Genomic DNA, 22,054 nt, shown 5'->3' with positions numbered 1-22,054 from the left:
TCGATAAGGCCATGATGCCCCGCTCGAGAACGAGGCCCAACGCAATTAGACAGTCGTGAATTCGGGGCCGCCTTTACCGGAAATCAAACCATGAAATTCAATCAAGCCGCGACGGACAGCCTAACCCTGTGATTGTCGGCGATATCGACCAGTTCCGACGGGATAGGCGCGGCAAAGACATCCGGTGACGGGCTCCCGTCCGATCCGAAAACGCGTCCGGCCGGGAGCTGGGCATCATGGAAGCGCTTCGCCTTCAGCTGCCCGCTCATGGCGATTTCGGGATCGGGAATGGCCCCTATAAGGCGGCGCGTATAGGGATGAGCCGGCGTCTCGAAGATCTGTTGCCATCCACCTTCCTCGACAACCTGGCCGAAGAACATCACCAGCACACGATCGCTCATGTGCTCCACCACGCTTAGGTCATGGCTGATCATCAAATAGGAAAGACCGAGCTTTTCCTGCAGATCCAGAAGAAGATTGATGATCTGCGCTCGGATCGAGACGTCGAGGGCCGATACCGGCTCGTCCAATACGACGATCTCGGGCTCGAGGATGAGTGCGCGGGCAATGCCGATGCGCTGGCGCTGCCCGCCCGAGAATTCGTGCGGGTAGCGACTGGCCTGTTCCGGCTTCAACCCGACATCGATCAGCATCGCCTCGATCCTGTCGGAAATCTCCGAGGCCGATTTGATGCCATGAAGGCGCAGGGGTGCGGCAAGTGAGGCCCTTATCGATTGGCGGGGATTCAGCGAGGCGTACGGATCCTGAAACACCATCTGCACCGCCTTGGCGCGCTGCATGCGCCCCGGCGCACCAGGTCCGGTCAGCGGTTGACCCCGGTAGCGGATCGTTCCCGAGGTCGGCGCCTGCAGACCGAGGATCGACAGCGCCGTCGTGGACTTGCCGCAGCCTGATTCGCCAACGATCGACAGACACTCACCCTTGCCCAATTCGAAGCTGATGCCGTTTACGGCGTAAAGCGTCCGCCGTCCAGTTCCCAAAAGCCCGCCGCCAGACACCGGAAAGCGCACATGCAGGTCGTCCACTTGCAGCAAAGACCCGGTCACGGCTTTCCTCCTTCGTCGCGGCGTGGCGCAATGAACCGCGTCTCGGTCAACTTCGAGCGATCGGCGATGATGCTGTCGATGTCTACCAGGCGCTGGCGTCCATGCAGGCTGCGCCCCCCCAGCCGCGGCAGCGCTCCGAGAAGCCCACGCGTGTACTCGTGCCTCGGATCGGAAAACAGTAGAGCGGTATCGTTCTCCTCCACCAGGCAACCGGCATACATCACTCCCACCCGCTGGCAAACACTGGCGATCACGCCGAGATCGTGGCTGATGAACAGGACCGCGGTGCCGCGCGCGGCGCAGAGTTCCTTGATCAACCGTAAGACTTCGGCCTGAACGGTCACGTCCAACGCCGTTGTCGGCTCATCCGCGATCAAGAGGTCGGGATTGCATGCGAGCGCCATGGCGATCATCACGCGCTGGCGCAAGCCGCCCGACATCTGGTGCGGATAGTTCGTGGCGCGTCGGTCCGGATTGGGCACGCGCACGCTTGCGAGCGCGTCTACGGCAAGTTTCATCGCTTCGCCCCAGTCCTTGCCCTGGTGCAGGACGAACATCTCGGCGATCTGGCGCCCGACCGTGGAGAGCGGATTGAGCGCCGTCATCGGCTCCTGGAAGATCATCGCGACGCGGTTTCCCCGCAGCCGTCTCATCTCCCGCTTCGGCAGGGCGAGCAGGTTCTGGCCCTTGAAGACGACTTCACCGCCCGAAACGCGCAAGGGCCTTTTCAGGAGACCCATCACGGCAAGCGACGTCACCGATTTGCCAGAACCGGATTCGCCCACGAGTCCATAGGCCTCACCCGGCATGATCTGGAACGAGACGCCCTTGAGGATCGGAAGAAGAGAGCGCCCGGCCGAAACATCGAGCTTGAGTTCCTTGATGTCGAGAAGCGGAGCAGTCATGGCGTGCGCCTCCTCATATGCGGATCGAGCCTGTCGCGCAGCCCATCGCCCAGAAGGTTGAAGCCAAGCACCGAGAGGAAGATGGCGAGCCCCGGAAACACCGCGACCCAGGGCGCGGTGCGGATCAACTGGCGCGCATCCGTCAGCATCGAGCCCCAGCTCGGAAAGGGGGGCTGGACGCCAAGTCCGAGGAAGGAGAGAGCCGCCTCCGAAAGCACCGCCGAGCCCATGCCCAGCGTCGCCATGACAAGGATCGGACCCATCATGTTGGGCAGGATCTGCGTGAACATGATGCGCAGATCGCCGTAGCCAAGCGTTTGTGCCGCCTGGACGTATCCCTGAGACTTCAGCGACAAGGTGGAGGAGCGCGCAATGCGGCACGTCCAGCTCCAGTTCGTGAGACCCAGGGCAATCAGAAGTGATGGCAGGCCCGGGCCAAGTACGGCCATGACCGCCAGCGCGAAGATCAAGGAGGGGATGGCAAGCATGACGTTTGTGAGACCGTTTACGAGATCGTCCCACCAGCCGCCCCAGTAGCCCGCAGTCATGCCGAGCGTGCAGCCGATGATGGAGTTGATGACCTGCGAGACGATCCCGACGGTCAGCGAGATCTGCGCGCCAAAGAGAATGCGCGTAAAGACGTCGCGGCCCTGAGCGTCCGTACCAAACCAGAATGTGGCGTCGGGCGGCAATTCGGCATTCATCAGATCGGCATTCAACACCGGATCGAACGGCGCGATCCAGGGAGCAAAGATGCCGGCGAGGATGACGAGCACCGTGAGAAGCGCGCCGAGGATGAAATTGAAACCAAAGCGCATCGCCTCACCCCTGCTTGATGCGCGGGTCGATCGCCGCGTAGATCAGGTCGACAAGGGTGTTGATGACGAGGAACCAGAGGACGATGACCAGGATCGTCCCCTGCACCGCGGGAATGTCGCGGATCGCCACGCTATCCACCAGGAGCGAGCCGATGCCAGGCCAGGCGAAAAGTTTCTCGATCACCACGGCCTGCCCGATCAGCGATCCGAATTGCAGGCCGACCGTTGTCACGATCAGCACGAGAGCGTTGCGCATCACGTGCCAGCGCACGACCTTGGCTTCGCTCATGCCCTTCGAATGCGCCGTGCGAATGAAATCGGCGTTCAGCACGTCGAGAACCCCTGCCCGCGTGGTGCGTGCCAGAAGCGCCAGCGGCGTAACGCCGAGCGTGACGGCGGGAAGGATCAGGTTACGGAACGATCCGTCGCCATAGCCGAAGCTCGGCAGCCAGTTCAGATGAAGCGCAAAGACGTACATCATCAGGAGCCCGAGCCAGAACTGGGGCATCGAAAGACCCGAGACCGCGCCGATCATCGTCGTCGTGTCGAGAATCGATCCGGGACGGAGAGCGGCGAGAAAACCGAGCGGCACGCCGACCACGACCGCGAACGCCATGGCGGCGAGCGCTAGTTCCAGCGAAGCCCACATGCGGTCGCCGATCAGATCGAGCACCGGCTGGCGACTTCGAAAGCTGGTCCCGAGGTCGAGCCGCGCAAGGTCGGTGACGTATTTCACGAACCGCTCCGTCAGCGGCTTGTCGAGGCCGAATTCCTGGTTGAGGTGGGCAATCAGTTGTGGGTCAGCGGTGCGTTTGCCATCGGCAAACAGGCTGGTGGCAAAGCTGCCCGGCACAACGCTGAAGATGACGAATATCAACAACGCCACGACGATCACCGTCGGCACGATCTGCAGGACGCGGCGCAGAGTGAAGCGAAGCATGAACAAACCCGTTTTGGTCGCCCTTTAGGGAGGCGCGCGGCAATGCGAATTCGAATGGCCGCGGAAATCCCGCGGCCACCGGCATGAACTCCCGGATTAACTGCGCGAGTCCGGCGCCGTGTCGTCGATCCAGATTTCATCGTAAGGCTGGATGGCCAGTTCCGTCGCATTCGGAACAAGCCCGTGGATCCACGGCTGGTATGCCATCACTGCCTTGTTGTAGTTGAAGAACCAGACCGGCGCTTCTTCCTGGATCAGGTTGTTCGCCTGGCGTAGCAGTTCGTTCTGCTTGGCCGGGTCTCGTTCCTGCTGCGCTGCTTCGTAGAGTTTGTCGAAATCGGCGTTCGAGAAGCTCTCGTAGTTGCAGGCCGACTGCGGCGTCTTGGAGTAGTAGCAGCGAAGCGCCTGCAGCGGATCCGGGCCGGAGAGGTTCGACCAGATGAAGGCCTGGAAGTTGTTCGACGTCACCGCGTCGCCGAGTGCCGAGCTTTCGACCGGCTTCGGCTTCACCGTGATGCCGACCTTCTGCAGCATCGGCAGGACGGCTTCAACGATCGGCACGCCCCAGCTTTCGTTCGGGCTGGCGGTCACTTCGAAGGAGAAGCCTTTGGCGTAACCGGCTTCGGCGAGAAGCGCCTTGGCTTTTTCCGGATCATAGGCATAGGCAGGCTTTTCCTTGTCGAACGCCGGCGAGGAGAGCGGCAGCCAGCCGGAAGCCGGGTAGGCCTTGTTCTTGACCAGGCGCTCGACGATCAGCGGGGTGTTGATTGCATAGTTGATGGCCTGGCGCACCCGCTTGTCCTTGAACGGCTCGAAGGCCGGATTGAAGCCGATGTTGCGGGTGTAGACCTCGGCGACCTCCAGCAGATGGTCCTTCAGGGCATCCTCACCCTGGTAAGCTTGATACTGGGTGGGCCCAAGGATCGACACGTCGATTTCCTTGTTGCGGAAGGCCACGTCGCGGGCGGAATCCTCACCCATCAGCACGATCTTCACGCGGTCGAGATAGGGCTTGCCCTTCTCGTAGTACTTGTCGAACTTCTCCACGACGACCTGCGAGCCAGGCGTGTATTCCTTGAAGGCGAAGGCGCCGAGACCGATCGGATTTTTGCCGAAAGTCGACTCGTCCGCGACGTTCGAGGGATAGATCACCGTCGTGTTCTGCATCAACGAAAAGCCGGGATTGATTGGCCCGGTATAGGTGACCTGAAGCGTGTGATCATCGATCTTCTTCAGGCCGCTGATGTCTTGCGCCTTGCCGGCGATATAGTCGTCGGCGCCTTTGATGATGGCGATATAGCTGGCACCGGGGAACGCGTTCTTCGGGTTGCCGATGCGCTTGTAGCTGTAGATGATGTCATCGGCCGTCAGCGGCTTGCCGTTGTGAAAGACGGCGTTGTCGCGCAGATGATAGGTGTAGGTCGTCCCGTCCTCGGAAACATCAGCCGAGGTCGCCAATTCCAGAACCGGCTTGTTGTTGATCGAGTCCCAGCTGTAGAGCGCCCGGTGAATGGCCTGGGTGATGAATTCTTCCTGCGTGTTGGGGCTCGACTGAACATCCAGCGTCGCGAAACTGGAGCCATAAGGCGCGGTGAATACAAGTGTACCACCATGACGCTCGCCATCCGCAAACGCCATGGTCGCGACGCCCAGGCTGAGCATCGCAGCGATTGAAAGTCTCTTCAGCATTTCGTTCTCCCTCTTTGTGCCGGGTTCCCTTTTCGGCATCGTGTCAGTCATTTTTTTTCAGTGGCTCAGCCTCTCGCGTCGTGCACAACGCGGCCCGCCAGCAACGTCAGCAGGCAGCGTGTATCCGACAGGATCGCCTCGGGCGATGCGGTGAGAAGATCATTGTCGAAGACCGCGATGTCAGCCCACTGACCAGCGACCAGCCGCCCCTTCACGTTTTCAGCCTTCTGCGAATGGGCACCGTATTCCGTGTAGGCCTGGAGCGCCTCCTCGCGACCAAGCTTCTCGGAGGCATCCATGACGGTGCCCTTGCCGGTCTTGCGGGTGATCATCGCGTAGAGGTCGGGGAAAGGATTGGGCGAGCAGACCGGTGAGTCGGAGCCGGTGGAGGGTTTGAGCCCCATGCGCGCCCACGTGCCGATCGGGTAGGACTTGACGCCGCGCTCCTCGCCGAGGACGGAGATATAGCTGTCCCCGAAATCGTGAATGAAGGCCATCTGCGGCGCCGGCAGAATGCCCGCCGCCTTCATGCGCGCGTTTTGCTCTGCAGAGGGATAGCCGCAATGCTCCACACGGTGGCGGCGATCCGGATCAGGATTGGCGGCAAGCGCCTTCTCGTAAGCCGTGATCAACTGCTCGATAGCGCCGTCGCCGATTGCATGGCAAGCCATTTGGTAGCCCCGGTCATGACAGGACTGCACAATCTCCTCGACGACCGCGTCGGGCAGCATCTGCACGCCGAGGTTTTCCGGCTCGTCCTTGTAAGGCTTCGTCATCCACGCCGTGCGTCCACCGGCCGATCCATCAAGGAATATTTTCACCGCGCCAACGCGCAGCATGTCGTCGCCGGCGCCGGAGATGAGGCCCGCGCGCCAGCAATCCTCGACAATCGACACGCCGGGATCACCAAGAAGGGTCAGCCAGACGCGCACGGGCAAGCGACCCGCGATCTTGGCCATTTCATAGGCCTGAATTTCCGCAAAGCCGGAAAGCTGCCCGACGGCGGCGTCCATGCAACTCGTAATGCCGAGGGACAAGAGATATTGCCCGGCGCGCTCGATCCCATCGATCAGTTCGGCGGTCCTGGGCGACGGTATCACGGCCTTGACGAGGTTCATGGCGTTCTCCGCCAGAAGGCCGTTCAGTTTGCCGTCCGTCAGGCCGATGACGCCGCCATCCGGCACCGGTGTCGCCTCGGTCACGCCTGCCAGCATCAAGGCTTTCGAATTGGCGATCGCCACATGACCGCACGCCCGCGTCACCAGAACCGGATGATCCGGCGCAGCGAGATCAAGGTCCGCGCGCGTCGGATGCCTGCCCGTATCGAGCTTGACCTGATCATAACCACGTGCGCGAACCCACTCACCCTTCGGCGTCACCGCTGCGCGTTCGGCGATCTGGCGCATCAGCGCGGCGTGGGTGGGGGCCGCGGCAGGCGTCGCGTCCACCCAGCCCATGACGATACCGGTCGAAATCAGGTGCAGATGGTTGTCGATCAGCCCGGGGCTGGCAAAACGGCCGTCCAGATCGATGACCTCGGTGCGCGATCCCTTAAGGCTTAGCATTTCTGCATTGCTGCCGGTTGCGAGAACCTTTCCCTGCCAGACGGCCACCGCCTCGCAGGATCCTTCCTCGCGACCGCACCATATGCGGCCGTTGTAAAGGATGAGATCGGCTTCAATTCTGACTGCCATTAACTGCTCCGTTGTCACGACCCGGACGAACCCGGCATTAAGGACAGGCGATGCGAAGCGCTCGCGCCGTCCATGAATTTCTGTCGTGTGACAAGGTGAAAGCTTGTGGCAGGCTTGGCCAATTCGGTTTTGGCACAACCTCATGCGAATTTGGCATATCTATTCAAGATGAATGACTTATGCTGAATTGGGCGAGGAGCATTGGGGAGGAGAATGGAATGGAAATCAAATGGCTGGAGGACTTCGTAACCCTTGCGGACACCTCCAGTTTCTCGAGAGCGGCTGAACTGCGCAACGTGACACAACCGGCCTTCAGCCGCCGAATCAAGCAGCTCGAGGGATGGCTGGGCGCGACCTTGATCAGCCGTGCGGCGATGCCTGCCGAGCTGACGCCGGCCGGCCGGAATTTCCTGCCCGTCGCACAGGAAACGATCCGGTCATGCTATGCGGCGCGAGAGGCCCTGCGTCCGTCACATGAACCCGGCCTCATTCGCTTCGCGGCACTGCACACGCTGACGGTTACATTCTTTCCGCAATGGTTGCGGGCGTTGGAGAAAGCAGGGGGAGCGTTCAACACCTCGCTGATACCGGACCGAGGTGGCATCGAGGCGAACCTGGATGCGCTCGTTGGCGACGAGGCCGATTTCTTACTGACCTACGCCCATCCGGAGGTGCCATTCCATCTCGACCGCGGCAAATTCGCGTGGCTGACCGTCGCCCACGACCGGCTGATCCCTCTGGTGGCGCCGAACGTCATCGTATCCGGTCACTCGCAAGCCGGAAGAAATTTGCTCGATCGGGCCGTCGAGCAGCAGCGGCTGGCAATCCCCTATCTCAGCTACGGCTTCAATTCCTTCTTCGGCGTGGCTCTCTCGCGTCTTCTGCTTCGCCGCCCGCCATTTCGCCGCCGGACGACACATGAGAATACGATCAGTGCCGGTTTGATGAACATGGCGCTTGCGGGAGCGGGCGTCTGCTGGCTGCCTGAAAGCCTCGCACGCGACGAGATGGAGTCAGGGCGCCTCGTGCCCGCCTCGAAGGACGAGGGGTGGAATCTCGATCTCGAAATCCGCCTCTACCGCCACGCGGCGAGCCGCAATCGCAAGGTCGACGAACTCTGGCGCATGTCCAGGCAACTGCTGGAGCGCGAGCCGGCCTGACGACCGGCTCACGAAACGGCAGCCTCAGACCTTCATGAAAACGAGTGCACGCAGGATTTCGGCAAAATCCGCATTGGCGAAAGCAACGGCGCGCGGGCCATGGGCTCGTGCGCCCGGGTACCAGCCAGCACGATAGGCGTCGGTCGGATTGTTGAACTCGATCACCACTTCGTAGCGCTCGGCCCGGTCGGGGAGCGTCTGGCTGAAATCCGCCGACAGCGCGGACGCCACACCCTCGCGGATAAGCCGGCGCGACCAAGCGGGCGAGATCGACGTGGAGGCACGGCCTTTACCCTCAAGTGTCTCCACCGTGGACATACCGGGCACCATCGCGCGCGCTTCCGCGCATATGGCCGCGTCGCCGGACAGGAAGACGGAAGGCACCCCATATCCCGCCGCGCAGAGCGCGTTCACGGTGAATTCGGAAGCCACCTCACCGTTCAGAAGCAGGCGCGATATGCGCAGGTTGGACGTGTGAGCGAGCGGATTGGCCTCGCTGCCTGCCTTGGAATGGTAGCCGGTGTAGATCGCCGCCGCAAAACCGGCATCGAGACCGAACATCATCGCATCGGGATGCCCCGACCAGCCACGCACGATCCGGACATAGTCTGGCAACCGCTCGAGGATCAGGTTGCGCCCGCTGTCATGAGCATCCTTGATCACGACCTCGGTCGCTCCCGCAGCACGAGCCCCGTCGCAGGCAGCAACGACCTCGGCAGTCATCAGTGCGCGGAACTCGTTCCAGTCGGCATGCGTGCGCTCGGCCTCGTCCCAATGAACGATACCTGCGGTACCTTCGATATCGGCAGAGATGAAAACTTTCATTGCAGCGGGTTCTCCTGTAGCCAATCGGCAAGGGCGGGATAAAGGCGACCGTTGCGGCCGGGCGTTGCAGGCGCCATGCAGAGCGCGTTCAGTACCGCCTCCTGTGTGGTTTCAGCGGCAGCGCGGAAGGCGGTGTCGATGAACGCGTCGGAAAGCCGGTCCTGGGCCGTAATGGGTGACGCCGGTTCATGATCGACCGGATCGGCGGTGGTGAAGCACAGGCAGATATCGCCGCTACCATTGCCCCAGAAGGCACCGAGCCGCGCCAGCCCCGCACCGCCGCGTTTGGCGACGCGCTGCAGCTGGCGGTCGCCGAGCGGCAAATCCGTCGCCATGACGACGATGACGGAGCCCCGCTCCGGGCTGGCTGGACGGCGAGGATCCGGCCGGCGACCATCGGGCAGAATGAGGTCGCCGGCAGCGCCGAAATTGGCAAGAACCAGTGTTCCCAAGGTGAAATCACGCTTCGCAATCCGCAGTCGCCGCGACGCGGTACCAATGCCAGCCTTGAAGCCGAACGCCGTCATGCCGGATCCGGCTCCGACCGCACCCTGCTCCACCTCACCCGTCCGTGCGTCGTCAAGCGCCGCACAGGCGTCGGCGGGCGTTACCGCCATGGCCTGGATGTCGCTGATGCTACCGTCATTGCATTCGAAGACGAGGCCATTGACCGTCGAGGTCTTGCGCCCGATGGCCGGATTTGCCGCGATCGCACGGCGAATCAGCGCTTCGGTGCAGGCGGCCACACCAAACGTATTGGTCAGGAGAATCGGTGTCTCGATCGTGCCGAGTTCGGCGACCTGTATCAGTCCCGCCGACTTGCCGAAGCCGTTTATCACCTCGACCGCCGCACGCGGCTTCCTGCGAAAGATGTCGCCTGGATGAGGAACTATGGCGGTGACGCCCGTATGGATGCCTTCGGCGCTGAGCGAGCGGTGCCCAACCGCCACGCCAGGCACATCGGTAATGGCGTTTTCCGGTCCGGGAACCATCGCTCCCTCCACTATCAGTCCGAGTTCCCGCGCTGTTTTCATCTCTGTTCTCTTGTCTATGCCAGAACGCCAGCCGCCTCGAGATAGAGCGTCTGCAGGTGACGCGTCATCGGGCCAGGCTTGCCGTCTCCGATCGACTTGTCGGCAATGCGCACGACCGGCATGACCAGATTTGAGGCTGAGGTCTGGAACGCCTCGGCGGCGCCCTGCGCTTCCTCGGGCGTAAAGGCACGCTCTTCTAAGAGCAATCCCTGTTCGGCACATAAACGTGCAACGGCGCGCTGCGTACAGCCCGGCAGCGTGGCACGGGAAGCCGGCCGGGTAAGGATTCGTCGATCCGCGGTGATGATATGCGCAGTCGAAGACGCGCCTTCCGTCACCAGTCCGTCCTCGACTAGCCAGACATCGTCGAAGCCTCGCGCACGTGCAGCCTGTTTGGCCATGACCTGTGCGAGCAGCATTGCCGTCTTGATGTCCCGCCTCCGCCAGCGCTGATCCGGAGCCAGGTCGACGGAGATTCCGTCGCGCTGCGCCGCGGTTCCCGTAAGCCGCTTCGCCTGGGTGAAGCCGACGAGCTTCGGCTCCATCTTGTCGCTGTACAGAAAGTCGCGATCGGCCTCGCCGCGCGAAACCTGAAGATAGACGGTGCCGTGCTGCAGGGCATTGCGTTCGATCAGCTCCAACTGGATCGAGACGATGCGATCCAGAGACAAGGCCAGGGGAATGTTCATCTCCTTCAGGGAACGGGCGAACCGAGCCAGATGCAGATCGTTGTCAATCATCCGGCCATCGATCACGGCCGTGACCTCGTAGACCGCGTCGCCGAACAGGAAGCCGCGATCGAAAAGACTGATTCGCGCCTCCTCCTCGGGGACGAAAGACCCGTGAACAAAGACGATCCTGCTCATGCAACCCTCATTTCGACGTTTGGCCCAGGCCGGCACATTGACGCTAACTTGCGCCGGCTGACCAATTCAATTTCGGCAAAGGGTCATGCAGAAATAGCCTCGCCTTTGGTTTGCAATATCGCGCTTCGATGAGGGCCTGACGACTTCTCCCCTCCCCGCAATGAGAGCGCAATTCACGCGCTCGTAGCGAGCACCGGATAGCTTTCTGGCATCTGGGCCAGCGGCTCGTCTGATGTCAGCTGGCAATCGACAAGCCGTCATGTTCCGGGTGCCCGCGAACGGCTTTTGGAACCCGATCTGGGCTGCGGACTTGGAGGATCAGTGCCGACACGCGAAGCCCCGAGATCGAGGCAAACCTTGTCGCGGAGGCATCGGACCAAAGTCTGATCACACGCCAGGGTCACAGTTTGGCCCGATTCCGCCAGAATTTTCGCGCCTGCGTCGATACTTCAGTTCGTCTCGTCCGGGACGGCACAATCAGCAGCAATGCGAGCTGCAAGAATGCCATCGAGGAAGGCTCTCACAAGGAGCGAGTCCCGATCGGCCAAGGAGATTCATGTCTCGCGACCGGCAACTGGACGGACTTAGGACTCTCGCAGTCACAATGGTCCTCTATCACCACTTCTTTGCGGTCAATGGATCAGTCCTGGGCCATCTCGGCGTCCGTCTGTTCTTCGTCCTCAGCGGCTTTCTGATAACCCGGCTCCTGCTGGACGCACGTTCCTTTGCCGACTACCAGCCAAGTGCGGCGCTGAAGGCATTCTACATTCGCCGCGCACTGCGCATATTTCCTCCTTACTTCGCGATGTTGGGCTTCATATGGTTTGTCAACCTTGAGGGCGCCCGGGGCAGCCTCAAGTGGCACGCGCTGTATCTGTCGAACTTCTGGTATGCGCTTCGAAACGAATGGACGCCCTGGGTGTTGTGTCACGCCTGGAGCTTGAGCATCGAGGAACAGTTCTATATCGCCTGGCCTCTGGTGATCCTGCTGGCTCCGCGCCGGCTGATTGCGCCTGTTTGCGTCGCCGTCATAGCATTCTCGCTGGCCTATCGCCTCTATTGGCCATTTACGGGCACACCATCTCTGGCGCGGGACCTCCTTCCTCCGGCGTCCGTCGATGCGCTGGTGGCGGGCGCTCTCCTTGCCGTCTACCGCAGGAAAACCGAGGCTTGGCCCAGATGGATTGGGCCCCGATGGATTGGGCTAAGTGTCGTGCCCTTAACCCTAGCCTCGATCACGTTCCTGTGGTTGAAGTCGGTGTCCATGACACCGCCCCTGGAATGGGTGACATGGATCGGCGGGGAGGTGTTTCCCCTCATACCCCTCGTCATGCTGGTCGGATGCTGCTCATCGGGCATGCAGGGTGCATTCGGCCGGATGCTGGAACGACCGACGAGTACCGCGATCGGACGTATGAGTTACGGGGTTTACCTATTTCATCCAGTTGTGCTGTCGCTGGTCGTCAAGGCTCAGTCCTGGATCCCGGTCAATGTCTCGGAGCAGGGGCCCGGTCGTTTTGTGGTTGCGACCGCAGCGACATTGATGCTGGCTTCGATTTCCTGGCTGGCATTCGAGAGGCCGCTCAACCAGCTCAAGCGCTATTTCCCCTACGTCAGCTCCCCGAGGCCGAGCACGCCGTCGTCCCGGCCGAGCATTGCCGACGAGCGGGGGTATGAGGCTTCGGCCTATCGCCCGAGCTACGCCAACCCTGATGAACGCGGGAGCTGAAGGATGTCTGATCCACTGATCTCCGTCGTGCTGCCGGTCTATAACGGTGAACCCCATGTTGCCGCCGCACTCGAGAGCATTCTGCGCCAGGACTACACCCGCTTCGAGGTCATCGCTCTTGACGACGGATCGACCGATGGCTCGCTGCAGGTCCTCCAACGATATCAAAACGCCGACAATCGCATCCGGATCGTCTCACGGGAAAATCGTGGGCTGATTGCGACGCTGAATGAGGGAATCGCCTTGGCGCAAGGCGATCTCATCGCCAGAATGGATGCGGACGATATCTCCTACCCGTCGCGCTTCTCGCGTCAGGTCGCCCTCTTTGCCCGACAGCCTCAGCTCGCCATCAGCGGTACCGGCATCGATCAGCTTCTCGGCAACCGGGTGGTCCGCGGCAGGCCAAATCCAATCTATCAGACTGGCGATTGGCACATCTTGTCGATGTTTTTTACCATCTTCTTGCATTCGACAGTGATGTACAACCGCAATGTCATTCCCGAAGACATGCTGGTGTACGATGCAGGCTATGTCCATGCCGAGGATTTCGATCTCTTCGGACGCATTGCACGGCAATTTCCAGCAGCGATGATCGATGAGAGCCTGGTCGCCTATCGCATTCATAGCGACAGCGTCTCAAGCAGGCACAAGCGGCAAATGCGGCGAACCCACCTGAAGATCGTGGCCGAGAACCTTGAACGACAGTCTCTCTGCGACGATCCCGGCGCCCTTCACGATATTGGTGCTGCCGTCACCAATGACACCGTGCGCCGCGCTGCGGATTGCATACTTACGATCGAAAGAAAAATCGCCGAGCAGGCAGGCCGCGCGTCCTCGAGCTATGCGCATGGAACCTTGTGCTTCTTCTATTTCCTCTATCAGCTCATTATCGATGAGCAGCGCCCGGAGCTGACACACGCCTTTCTCACGCAGACGGGAAAGTGGCGGCTCATCCGGCGTCGAGAGCGATACGGCCTTCTTTCCGCCGCTTATGCACCGTGGCTGTGCCGTTTCTCGGACGGTGCAACCCGGCGCATGGATCTCATGACGCGGTACTATCAATCGGTGCCCGCCAAGTCCGTACAGCCGCTTCAGGGGCTAGCATGATGGCCGGAAAGTATCGCGAATTCACGCGCGCACGCGTTCATCACACCCCGGGGGCACAGCCATGCTAGAGTTCGCCGAGTTGAGCTTTCGGCTCTTGCGTCAGGCACTCGGCCGGCAGGTTGGTCTGCTGGTAGTCGTCGTCATTTTGGGTCTAAGTACCGCCGTTCTCGAAGGTACGGGCATCGGTCTCATCATCCCAATGCTCAGCATTATCGCCGGCGGGGAGGAACCGTCGGGAATGGCGGGGCTCTCAGCGGTCTTTCAGCAAGTCGGTGCCGGGTTGGATGACCGGGCAAGGCTGATTGTGATTGCCGCCGCAATCCTCGGATTGATCACCCTGAAGAATGTGCTCGCCTTCGCCAACGCCGTGCTCACCAATTTGATCTACGGCAGGGCCGGCCATGCCATGCGAAGCTCTCTTGCCCGCCAGCTTTTGACGGTTGGATACTCATTCTTCCTCCAGCAAAGTCCGGGGCGACTGCTCAACATCATATCAAACGAGTCCTGGCGTGCTTCGGACGCAATCCAGACTACACTTTCAGCGGTCGTAAACGCATCGGCTGTGGTCATTCTCCTCGCCTTTCTCCTGCTTCTTTCATGGCAGATGACGCTTGGCGTTGCACTTGGGCTGGTAATAATCCAGGCCCTGCACGCGCTTCTCTCAGCCAGCCTCAGAGCCCCGAGCCGCAAAGTCACGTCGTTCAACGGTGAACTTGCCGCCAAGATGCTTCACCTCGTTCACGCCGGACGGCTTATCCGCGCCTTCGGACAGGAACAGCGGGAGAAAGCAGTCTTCGATACCTCGTCGGATGCGGTCAGAGAGGCTGGCTTCGATCTCCAATCCCGCCAGGCGGTATTGCCGCCACTGACAGAGGTGCTGCATTCGGCTCTCTTTTTGACTGTCGTCGTCAGCGCCTGGCTTTGGGGTATAAGCTTTCCTGTTATCGTGGCCTTCGTTGTCTTGCTTTATCGGCTGCAGCCGCATGTCCGTGCGCTGCAAATGGCATGGAGCGCCGTGCAAGGCTGGAGCGGGTCCCTGGAAGAGGTCAGATGGTTACTGGATCCGTCCGACAAGCCGAACCCACCGGCAGGCGATGCTCCGGTTCAGGCCATCCGTCAGCACATCAAATTCGATGGCGTGACGTTCAAGTATCCAGGCTCCGGCTCGCGACCCGTCGTGCTGCGCGCTGCGACCTTCGATCTTCCCAAAGGTCGTTCAACCGCCATAATTGGACGGTCTGGCGCCGGAAAGACGACGATCGTCAATCTCCTATGTCGATTTGTCGAGCCTGACGGAGGAAACATTCTGGTCGACGGCACCCCACTCAATCAAATCGATCCGATGCAGTGGCGGGGACAAATTGCGCTCGCCAGCCAGGATCTCGAGCTGATTGACGGCACCATTCTCGAAAATATCACCTATGGCCACAGCGCTTCGCTTGAAGAGGTCAAGAACGCAGCCAGACTTGCTGAAGCGCACGAATTCATCGAGAAGCTGCCAGATGGCTATGAGACCGTCGTCGGCTACCGGGGAGCTACCGTTTCGGCCGGACAGCGACAGCGCATCGCGCTGGCAAGGGCCCTGGTGCGCGATCCGGAAATCCTCATTCTGGACGAGGCCACGAATGCCATGGACGGACTGTCCGAGGCAGCGATTGTCGAAACCTTGAAATCAAGAGCCGGTCGGCGCACGACAATCGTCATCAGCCATCATCGCAGCACCATCTCGTTCTGCGACGAAGTCGTCATACTTCAAGATGGCCGCGTCAAGAACCAGACCTCCTTTGCCAAGATCGCGACATTGAGCATGGACCAGCTCTACGAGCTTGAAACGGCTTCCTCTTAGGTGTTGGCGCATGCCCACCACCGCGGCCAGCAGTCACCAGGAGCTCGCATTCCCCGATATCGTCGCCAGTGGACGGTCTCCACCAAAGGCGAACATCTATGGCTTCCGATCAAGGATTGAGCGGCGGAAGCACGGGGGACGCGTCCAGGCGCACTGGTCGGCGGTAGTCAACGACTGCGGCCAGTCGCTCCCTGTCGACTTCAGCACGCCCGGATCGGAACAGCTTTTGAGAAAGAATGTCGACCTGGCGCTGTAGGTCGGCGGGGCCGAAACGAACCCATTCCTCCAGCGTGCCATTCCCCAGACTTCGGCTCCAGGTTAGGAGACCATTATAGATCTCTTGTTCGCTCCCCGAGCGGATGAGTTGGCGGAGCCGCTTCAAGCGGTAGCGGTGCGATGCCTGGTGTTTCAGGCGCGCGTTCTGCAGCAGACTGTTGATCACCGGCCAAAAGCGTAAGACAGCCCACAACACTCCCATCGCCGCCAACAGCCCCAAGATAGCAAGGGCGACTTTCTGTCTGATGACGTGGGGCGCCTGGCGTCGTACGTCATCAAGTACAGGCTTGATCGGGGTAATGGCGACGGCGGGAGAGACGGCAACCGTTACCGACGGCAGCGAAGCGGATGTCTGCTCATGGCGCGCGACATCGAACCAATCATAGGAAACCGCAGGGATTGTAAACGACCCTTCCCTGTCCGCGGTATACACATAGGTTTCGGTTCGGCGGCTTGCCGTCTCGCGCCCGACGGGGATGCCGTCTTCGATCTTCGGTAGCTTCTCGTATTGATGCAGCCCCGAAACGGTCCCGACCCCAACCGGGGGTATCATCATGGCTTGCGTGTTTTCCACCGTCACCGTGATTGTTCTGACGAGAGCATCGCCGACCTTGAGCGACGGGGCGATCGGGTCGAAAGCCTGTTCGATCGTGAGATCGCTGGCTGCGAAGACAATCCTTTGTCCAGCGGCCCCGGATGCCTCTCCGGCGTTGAACGAAACCGAAGGCGTTCTCACCGTTGCCCTTGTCGGCTTTCCATCGACCGAATAGCCCAACCCGATGTCGATTTCAGGCAGAACAAACTTTCCGGGCGCCTGCGGCACGACGGCATACGATTTCCGGATTCCGGAATATTGAACGCCGTCGATGGTTTCACTGATGTTCTGCGTCCGCTCTTCTGGAAGAGTGACAAGAGCGTCTGGAACATCAAAAAGAGGAAACTGCGGAGGCGAGGTAAAGAAATCAGGCGCGAACACATCGACATCAACTCGCACCTGCTGCCCGGCCACTATGTTGCCGTTGTCTTCGACCGTGGCGCGCGCGAAGGGTTCCGCTCCCCAGGCCAGGGCCGGTAAAAGCAAAAGGAAGACACCCGGCAGAAACTTCATCATGGCTTGGTCTCACCCGCCTCGATGGCAAATTTTCGCGCCATGAGATCGGCGGGGCTCACCTGAATGTTCTTCATCCACATCTCGGACGTCTGTTCGACGACCTGGACCTCGCCTGCCTTGCCCTTGTCGGCCTTCTTATCGAATTGAACGCTGTCGGGCTTCTCGTTCGGATCCTGCTGCTGCTCCTGCTCCTTGTCTTTCTGTATCTTCAGCAATCGCTGCACGATTGCCAGGTTTCCTTGCGCGTCGGACCAGTCCTTCCGTTTTTCCAAGGCCTTTTGGTAGGCCGAAACCGCCTCCTCCAGTTCGCCCAGATGAAAGAACGCGTTTCCCTGATTGTACCAGCTGTCCGCGCTGTCGATCGACGCAAACGCATCGATGGCATCCTGATAGTGACCGTCACGATAGAGCGCCGTCCCCTTCCACATGGGATCGCGGAAGTGCGCCGAGGCCGATGCATAGTCTCCTCGCTCAAAGGCGAGACGGCCCTGCTGATCGGGCGTCAACCAAAGGTCCACGAACCCGGCTGCTCCCGCGGACGAGGGCTGGAGCAGATGAAAGCAGAGCCCGATCGCTGCGAACTTGACCAGCCAGCCTCGCCGAAACGAAAGCGCTGATAGCGCCGCCGCCGGTGCGATGAACCACCATCCGACGTCGTGCCAGCGATCTCCCTGGGATGTCGTTTGTTGAGCGAAATTCGTCCTTACGCGCTGCCCGACCCACCTGATGTCGGTGTCATCGTCCGTCATCGTCGCGACATCCGCTCCAGCGTCATTCGCGAACTTCTTCAGAGCTTCCACATCCAGCCTGGCATTGATCCGAGCGCCACCCGCGTCATTGACGAAGCTACCGTCGGAGCGCTTGACGACGCCACCCTCCGGGGTGCCGACACCGAGAACGACAATTGCACTATGCAGCCCGTCGGACGCGACTGTCGCTCCCGCCTCGACGCCATCGGTTATAAGGAGGATCGTTCCGGGAGCTCCATCCCGCTGAAGCAGCCCATCCGCGAGTTTCAGGGCCGCAGGGGTATTCCTACCGGGCTTTGGCATAATGTCCGTGGCGAGCGCATCGGTATAGGTCTCGATGAGATCGGTGTCATCGGTCAGAGGGACCACCAGGTGCGCCGTACCCGCGTAGGCGACGACAGCAGTTCGTCCGCCATTCCGGCCAGCCAGAATGTCGTGGATCTTCAACTTGACCCGTTCAAGCCTGCTGGGGGAGACGTCGATGGCGTCCATCGTCGGCGAAAGATCAATGGCAATGACCAGGGAAGCCGTGTCGGCGACGAAGGGAGGGGCTTCGCGTTTCCAGGTCGGTCCGGCAGCGCCGAGCACCGCTATCGAAATCACGGCGGCCAACATCCAGGCTGGCATATACCGACGTCGCCCGTCGGGCTCGATCACGAGGCTGTCGAGCAGGTGCGGCGCGATCATGCCCTTCCAGCGATTGCGAATATCTCCTGAACGGGATGCCATCCAGACGATTGCCGGCGGCGCCAGAAGAGCGAGCAGCCACAGGGGGCGCAGGAAATGAAAATCGGAGATCATGCCGGCAATCTCCTTCGAACAAGGCTATACAATCCGGTTAGACCATACCAGGCGAGCATCGTGGCGATCGCTCCGCCCAGCGGCCAGAAGAACAGCTCGGTTCTGGGACGCCAGGACAGCTGCTTTTGGTCCTCAGGCGTGATCCGATCAAGCTCGTCGTAAATCTCCTGAAGCTGGCTTTGATCACCCCCAAAGAAGTAGCGGCCTCCAGTATCAGTGGCGATCTTCTCGAGCGACGCGGTGTCGAGTTTGTCCTCCCCCGTCGCCGCAGGGTCGCCAATACCGACCGTGTGGATGACAATCTGCTTGCTTTTGGCGATGCCGGCAGCTTTCAGAGGCGGCATCTTGCTGGCTGTATCGTTCCCGTCGGTCAGTAGTATCAGGACCTTTTGCGGCACCGTTGTCTTCTCAAACATTCGGATGGCGAGCCCGAGCGAATCCCCCATTGCCGTGCGCGGACCGGCAATGCCGGGCAAAAGGCTTTCCACGAGGTTTTTGACAAGGGCGTGGTCCGTGGTGAAGGGAGCAAGGGGATACGGCGCGTCTCCAAAGGCGATCAGCCCGAGGCGATCCCCGGGTCGTCTGGATACGAAATCGGAAACGACGGTTCGAACTGCCTCAACGCGCGCCTTTGACGTACCGTCGGGCGCGGCGAAATCGCGCGTATCCATCGATTGCGAGAGATCGAGCGCGAGCAGGATGTCTCGCTGCGGTTCGGTCTTCACGACCGGTGGTTCGACATATTGCGGCCGTGCCAGAGCGAGAACGATGAGGCACCAGGCGATCAGATCGACCGCGACCTGCATCCAGGACCTCTTCGGCACGACAGAGCCCTCGGTGGGCTCCACGCCGGCGGCGCGTGCGACCTCGTTGAAAAATGGGAGGCGGATCGAAGCGGACGTTTCACGATGCGGGGGCAACAACCACCACACGATCAGGGGAGCCGGCAAGATCAGGAGCAGCCAGGGGAAATCAAGCTGGGACATGGTGCCCCTCGATCCAGCGCCGAGCGTCACGAACAAGTTCGTCTGCAGCCTCTGTGGAAACCTGTGCACCTGCCTGATACTCGAGATCGTCGAAGAACCGCTGAAATGCCTCGCGGTTCTTTGTATTGCCATGCGCGACAAGAAACGCTGCCCACGCAGATCCGGAGGTCGCGGCAACATCCTCCCGCGGCCAAGCCGCAAGAGCCGTACGCTTGAGCACCTCACCAAGGTCGCGGAGCGCCCGCGCGCGCTTGCCCGCGTCACGAACCGCGACCTCTATTGCTTCAAGGTGCTTCAGGGCTTCTCGGCGGTAGGCGTTTTTTCGCCACCGACGATAGGCCAGCGCGCACCACAGCAAGATTGCAAAAAGCAGAAGCAGCGCGACAATCAGCCAGCCCCAGGTTTGAGGCATCCAGGAAACCGGCGCCGGGACCACAATGTCCTTCAGCGAACGAAGCGCCATTTCGGTGATGGGGTCGAGTTTGGGTTCGGTGTCCATCATCGCCTCCGCTGACGCCAGGCGGATTGCTCAAGCAGGTTTCTCAGCTGGGGAGCGACCTCTTCTGCGGTGGAAATCGGAAGCATCGGAAGACCGAGTTGCCGCTGCCATTCCCGCAATTCGCGACCGCGATCTCGCGCGAAGGTGTCGATGGACTGGCGCACGCCGGCTTGCCTGAACGAGAGCTCCGCCTGCAGCGCACCGCCGCTCACCACGATATCTCCGGTTGTCGGCAATTCGAGCATGAACGGATCGTAGATCAGCAGGCAGATGACATCGTTGCGGCTGGAAAGCTCGAGAAGGAGCTGCCGCGTTGTGTCCCCATGGCCATCGTAGTCGCTGACCACAACCAAGAGAAAATCGTGATGTGCGACGCCCGCGACCTGCCGGAGAACGTTGTCCAATGCCTCGGGTGATGGCACCCCTGCATAGGTGGACTTCAACATCCCGTTCTTTTCGGCGATCCTGTCCGCCAGCGCAATCACGGCATTCCGGCTGCGGTGCGGCTTGATCTCGCTGATGTCTTCATCATTGAAAACAAAGCCGCCGACGCGGTCACCGGACCCCAGTATGCGCCAGGCCGCGAGCATCGCCGCTTGCGCGGCTGCTACCGATTTCATCGCGAAGCGACTGCCAAAGAACATGTTGATGCGCTGGTCCACGACAACAATTGCAGGACGCTCCTTTTCCTCGCCGTAGACCCTGACGACGGGCTTCCTCGTTCGGGCGGTGACGCGCCAATCGATCGCGCGGACGTCGTCACCCGGGAGGTACTCTCGCAGCTCTTCGAAAATCAAACCCCGCCCACGCACCGAGGACTGCATGCGCCCCGCAAGCTGCTGATGGCTACGCGCACGCTGTAGGAAAGCCAGGTCGCGCGCGCGTCCCTCCAGGGCAACAAGTTCCTGGGTCGTGACATGTATGCCGTTCCCGATGCTCGGTGTCGGGGCCTTCATGAGACTGCCACCAATTCAGTGATGCGATTGATCACCTCATCCGCGCTCGTATTAGTGGCATGCGCCTCATAGGACAGAATAAGGCGATGGCGCAGGACGTCGTTCACGACCGCCTTGACGTCGTCAGGCGTCACATAGTCGCGCCCCTTGAGCCAGGCATGCGATCGTGAAACCTTGTCTAGGCTGATGACGCCGCGCGGGCTCGCCCCGACATGCAATAGCTTGGCGAGATCCTTGTCGTAGCGATCCGGGTACCTCGTGGCTATCACCAGAGCGACGATATATTTCTCCACCGGCTCTGATACCGCAGTGGCACCGATTTCCTTCCGCGCGTCGAATATCGCCTGGGGATTGAGTCTCGGGGCATCGGCGTGCTTGTCTTTGTTCTGCCCTGTATTCTCCTCGTCGCGATTGAGGCGCAGGATTGCGGCCTCGGACGTCTCGTCGGGGTAGCCGACTTCGACATGCATGAGGAAGCGGTCAAGCTGCGCTTCCGGCAAGGGATAGGTGCCTTCCTGCTCGATAGGGTTCTGCGTCGCCATCACCATGAAAAGGTCGGGCAGCGGATAGCTTGTGCCGCCGACGGTTACCTGCCGCTCCTCCATCGCTTCCAAAAGCGCGGATTGGACCTTGGCTGGCGCGCGGTTTATCTCGTCGGCGAGGATAAGGTTTGCGAAGATCGGTCCCTGCTGAAATTTGAACTCGCCCTTTCCACCTTCGGAAAAATACACCTCCGAACCAGTAATGTCGGCGGGAAGCAGATCCGGCGTGAACTGCACACGTGACAGCTCTGAATCGAGGTTCTTCGCCAGGCTCTTGATCGCTCGCGTCTTGGCAAGTCCCGGAAGACCTTCGACAAGCAGGTGCCCGTTTGCAAGGAGACCGATGATCAGCCGCTCGACCATTGTGTTTTGACCAATGATGGATTGGCTGACCCGTTTGCCGAGCTCGAAAATATCGTCACGCGCCGTCATTCAGACTTCCTCCGATATCCGG

19 protein-coding genes are annotated in these 22,054 nt (G+C 60.8%); 4 read left to right on the top strand and 15 right to left on the bottom strand.

Features of this window, described 5'->3' with window-relative positions; all coding sequences use genetic code 11:
- Positions 1-101 precede the first annotated feature (101 nt).
- From AC1DE4_RS15050 to AC1DE4_RS15025, 6 genes are all read right to left on the bottom strand, one after another.
- Positions 102-1,067: an ATP-binding cassette domain-containing protein gene (locus AC1DE4_RS15050; RefSeq protein WP_025660237.1), complete on the bottom strand. Its 966-nt coding sequence runs from the start codon at positions 1,065-1,067 to the stop codon at positions 102-104.
- Positions 1,064-1,972, bottom strand: a complete 909-nt coding sequence (locus AC1DE4_RS15045; RefSeq protein WP_025660236.1) for an ABC transporter ATP-binding protein — start codon at positions 1,970-1,972, stop codon at positions 1,064-1,066. The genes AC1DE4_RS15050 and AC1DE4_RS15045 overlap by 4 nt, the downstream gene beginning before the upstream one ends.
- A complete protein-coding gene (locus tag AC1DE4_RS15040) occupies positions 1,969-2,790 on the bottom strand; it encodes an ABC transporter permease (RefSeq protein WP_025660235.1) in 822 nt (273 codons plus the stop codon). Before AC1DE4_RS15040 ends, AC1DE4_RS15045 begins: the two co-directional genes overlap by 4 nt.
- A 4-nt stretch (positions 2,791-2,794) precedes the next feature.
- A complete protein-coding gene (locus AC1DE4_RS15035; protein ID WP_025660234.1) occupies positions 2,795-3,730 on the bottom strand; it encodes an ABC transporter permease in 936 nt (311 codons plus the stop codon).
- A gap of 96 nt (positions 3,731-3,826) precedes the next feature.
- The gene (locus AC1DE4_RS15030; protein ID WP_025660233.1) at positions 3,827-5,419 is read right to left on the bottom strand and encodes an ABC transporter substrate-binding protein; all 1,593 of its coding nucleotides are present in this window, start codon (positions 5,417-5,419) and stop codon (positions 3,827-3,829) included.
- Positions 5,420-5,484: 65 nt separating this feature from the next.
- Positions 5,485-7,113 carry an amidohydrolase gene (locus AC1DE4_RS15025; protein WP_477881903.1) on the bottom strand — a complete coding sequence of 543 codons (1,629 nt, stop codon included), beginning with the start codon at positions 7,111-7,113 and terminating at the stop codon, positions 5,485-5,487.
- 218 nt (positions 7,114-7,331) lie between these two features.
- Here AC1DE4_RS15025 and AC1DE4_RS15020 point away from each other — a divergent pair, with 218 nt between their 5' ends.
- Entirely contained in the window at positions 7,332-8,273 is a 942-nt protein-coding gene (locus AC1DE4_RS15020) for a LysR family transcriptional regulator (protein WP_477881901.1), read from the top strand.
- 24 nt (positions 8,274-8,297) lie between these two features.
- Here the strand turns inward: AC1DE4_RS15020 and AC1DE4_RS15015 are convergent, their stop codons facing one another.
- From AC1DE4_RS15015 to AC1DE4_RS15005, 3 genes are read right to left on the bottom strand one after another with little or no spacing between them, the layout of a single operon-like run.
- Complete coding sequence (locus AC1DE4_RS15015; protein ID WP_477881899.1) at positions 8,298-9,098, bottom strand: M55 family metallopeptidase; 801 nt, start codon at positions 9,096-9,098, stop codon at positions 8,298-8,300.
- On the bottom strand, positions 9,095-10,132 hold the full coding sequence (locus tag AC1DE4_RS15010) for a DmpA family aminopeptidase (RefSeq protein WP_477881898.1): 1,038 nt from the start codon (positions 10,130-10,132) through the stop codon (positions 9,095-9,097). The genes AC1DE4_RS15015 and AC1DE4_RS15010 overlap by 4 nt, the downstream gene beginning before the upstream one ends.
- A gap of 14 nt (positions 10,133-10,146) precedes the next feature.
- Entirely contained in the window at positions 10,147-10,998 is an 852-nt protein-coding gene (locus AC1DE4_RS15005) for a D-amino-acid transaminase (protein WP_477881896.1), read from the bottom strand.
- 556 nt (positions 10,999-11,554) lie between these two features.
- Between AC1DE4_RS15005 and AC1DE4_RS15000 the strand changes: the two genes are divergently transcribed.
- The 3 genes from AC1DE4_RS15000 to AC1DE4_RS14990 all read left to right on the top strand — a co-directional run bounded on the left by AC1DE4_RS15000 (position 11,555) and on the right by AC1DE4_RS14990 (position 15,680).
- On the top strand, positions 11,555-12,727 hold the full coding sequence (locus tag AC1DE4_RS15000) for an acyltransferase family protein (protein WP_477881894.1): 1,173 nt from the start codon (positions 11,555-11,557) through the stop codon (positions 12,725-12,727).
- A gap of 3 nt (positions 12,728-12,730) precedes the next feature.
- Positions 12,731-13,834, top strand: coding sequence for a glycosyltransferase family 2 protein (locus tag AC1DE4_RS14995; RefSeq protein WP_025660226.1), 1,104 nt, complete (start codon positions 12,731-12,733; stop codon positions 13,832-13,834).
- Between the two features lie 61 nt (positions 13,835-13,895).
- Complete coding sequence (locus AC1DE4_RS14990; RefSeq protein WP_477881891.1) at positions 13,896-15,680, top strand: ABC transporter ATP-binding protein; 1,785 nt, start codon at positions 13,896-13,898, stop codon at positions 15,678-15,680.
- A 109-nt stretch (positions 15,681-15,789) separates the two neighbouring features.
- On the opposite strand, the gene AC1DE4_RS14985 is transcribed toward AC1DE4_RS14990, so the two are convergent.
- Genes AC1DE4_RS14985 through AC1DE4_RS14960 form a run of 6 tightly spaced genes read right to left on the bottom strand, consistent with a single transcriptional unit; the run spans position 15,790 to position 22,032 of the window.
- Positions 15,790-17,067: a BatD family protein gene (locus AC1DE4_RS14985; protein WP_477881889.1), complete on the bottom strand. Its 1,278-nt coding sequence runs from the start codon at positions 17,065-17,067 to the stop codon at positions 15,790-15,792.
- Entirely contained in the window at positions 17,064-18,617 is a 1,554-nt protein-coding gene (locus AC1DE4_RS14980) for a vWA domain-containing protein (protein WP_477881887.1), read from the bottom strand. The genes AC1DE4_RS14985 and AC1DE4_RS14980 overlap by 4 nt, the downstream gene beginning before the upstream one ends.
- A complete protein-coding gene (locus tag AC1DE4_RS14975) occupies positions 18,614-19,603 on the bottom strand; it encodes a vWA domain-containing protein (protein WP_477881885.1) in 990 nt (329 codons plus the stop codon). The genes AC1DE4_RS14980 and AC1DE4_RS14975 overlap by 4 nt, the downstream gene beginning before the upstream one ends.
- A complete protein-coding gene (locus AC1DE4_RS14970) occupies positions 19,590-20,102 on the bottom strand; it encodes a DUF4381 domain-containing protein (protein WP_025660221.1) in 513 nt (170 codons plus the stop codon). The genes AC1DE4_RS14975 and AC1DE4_RS14970 overlap by 14 nt, the downstream gene beginning before the upstream one ends.
- Complete coding sequence (locus AC1DE4_RS14965; protein ID WP_037216430.1) at positions 20,102-21,058, bottom strand: DUF58 domain-containing protein; 957 nt, start codon at positions 21,056-21,058, stop codon at positions 20,102-20,104. Before AC1DE4_RS14965 ends, AC1DE4_RS14970 begins: the two co-directional genes overlap by 1 nt.
- Positions 21,055-22,032, bottom strand: coding sequence for an AAA family ATPase (locus AC1DE4_RS14960; protein WP_477881882.1), 978 nt, complete (start codon positions 22,030-22,032; stop codon positions 21,055-21,057). The genes AC1DE4_RS14965 and AC1DE4_RS14960 overlap by 4 nt, the downstream gene beginning before the upstream one ends.
- Positions 22,033-22,054: the final 22 nt, after the last annotated feature.

This window comes from Rhizobium sp. 10N414 (assembly GCF_056394785.1).
The sequence above is the reverse complement of the archived record's forward strand: the minus strand, read 5'-3'. Positions and strand labels throughout refer to the sequence as shown.